This window comes from Microbacterium sp. DT81.1, from assembly GCF_049844955.1.
Taxonomy (GTDB): Bacteria; Actinomycetota; Actinomycetes; order Actinomycetales; family Microbacteriaceae; genus Microbacterium.
This window is the reverse complement of the sequence record NZ_JBNCMA010000021.1, coordinates 1-1,885: the sequence shown is the minus strand read 5'-3', so window position 1 is coordinate 1,885 and position 1,885 is coordinate 1. Positions and strand designations below refer to the sequence as shown.

The following is a 1,885-nucleotide window of genomic DNA, read 5'->3' as shown; positions in this document are numbered from 1 at the left end:
GCCGTCCCCGTTCGCGAACGCGACCGGGATCGACGCCCACCCCGGAGTCTGCCGCACCAACGCAATGTCCTTACCCCGATACACCGACGCCCCGGCGTTCGCCGCGAGCTGCACGGCTGCCTCCGCGTTCACTCGTCCGAACCCGTAGTCGTCGTTGTGCCCGTTGGCGTCGTAGGCCACTCCACCGATCTTGTCCGCCGAATCGCGCATGATCTGACGGAGTTCATCCCGCGTGAGCTCGGGCTTTACCGACAGCGCCAGCGCGGCGCAGCCGGCCGCGCACGGCGCAGCGAAGCTGGTGCCGGTACTGGACCCGTATCCGCCGTTGCCCCTGGTGCTCACGACGTCGACGCCGGGTGCGATCAATTCGACTTCCGGACCCCTGGCCGCATTGTCCTCGAGGTCCGCTCGGGTGGACCGCACAACGGCGATCACATCCGGGTGCGAGACGACTTCGTCCTGAAGCACGTCGACGTTGTTCCCGTTGCTCGCGGCCCAGAAGATGGCCATACCTCGACCACCACGACCGTTGGCAGCGGCGAACTCAATGGCCAGCGCGAGCACGGCGGTGAGGTCCCAGTCCGCCCCGTTGGGGCCCAGGCTCGACACAAGGATGTCTGCGCCGCTCGCGGGGTCTGCCCCGTTGACCTCCAGGGAGGGGTCGGCCGTGTAGGCGACAGCACGCGCCAACGTGACTTGGGTGCCGACCTGGTCACCTAGGCAGGCAACCAGCATCAGGTTCGACTCCGGTGCAGCGCCGCATCCACCTGCGCCGTTGTTCTGGCGGGCACCGACCATGCCGGCGCAGAACGTGCCGTGGTCGCTGCCTGGCATGTCCGCATCCGCCTGGCTGAACGTCGACGTGCCCGCTCCTGACAGGAACGCGCCCGATGTCGCGGTCACAGCTGCCTGCAGATCCTCGTGTGCCGCGTTGAAGCCGTTGTCGATCACGGCCACCGTAATGCCGGCGCCCCGCGTCGTATCCCAGGCAGCCTCGGCACTGACGTCCGCTCCCGCTGTGCCCCCGGCCTGGCCGGTATTGGCCCACTGCCACTGCTCCCCGTAGCGAGGGTCGCTGGGCGTGAAGCGCTCCGGGATGTGCTCGATGATGCTCGGCTCGACCAGGGTGAACCTCGGATCGTCGTTCAGGGCGACGGACGCATCGAGCGCATCCTCGTGCACGGTCGTGTCGACCTCGTAGAGGTTCGGCGCGAAGGGCAGCCGATTCACCGGGGTCAGCCCGGTCTCTGCCAGGATCGCCTTCACCTCGTCCTCCGAGTACTCTTCCCGCAGCTGCACGCTGAGGCGCTTCGTGACGATCCCCAAGCGGCCGTTCTCCCGCTTGACGAGCGAGCCGACGGCGTCCACCTCGTCGACGTCGTCGCGCGCATCGATTCGAGGCGACGTGCCGCTCGGTGGCTCGACGAAGACCCAGTTCGCCTTACGGAACGCCTCCAGGCTCTCATCCTCGAGGCCACGCTGGTCGAGCGAGGCGGGCGGACCGAAATCGCTCTCGTCCGCGAGCGACCCGGACTCCGACTGCGCGACCTTGATCGCGACGACCTCGTCGATCCGCTCTACCGACTTCCGTTGCCCTCGAACGAAGTATTCCTTGTCCATGACGGTTTCCTTTCATATGGCTGCGATGGCGCGACGAGCTGAGATGCTTTCTGGTTATGGTCGCGTCAGTGGTGAAGAGATGCAGGTGTAAGTGACACGGATGCCGATGCCCGGTGACCCGGCGTTGCGAGGTGCAGTCGGGAGCGGCATCCAGCGTCGTTGTGGATCGCTCGCTTGTAGGGGTGTTTTACCGGTAGTCGCCGGTGATGGGGTGGACGCCGGGGGTGTTGGCCCAGGCGGGGATGAAGTCGGGGGCGGCTCCGTT

The 1,885-nt window shown here is 66.9% G+C and carries 1 protein-coding gene; it reads right to left on the bottom strand.

What is annotated here, in order from left to right; genetic code table 11:
- Positions 1 to 1,620, bottom strand: a 1,620-nt coding sequence (locus tag ACLQ2Q_RS22155; protein ID WP_425824057.1) for a S8 family peptidase, incomplete at its 3' end; no start/stop codon positions are given.
- Between the last annotated feature and the right edge of the window lie 265 nt (positions 1,621 to 1,885).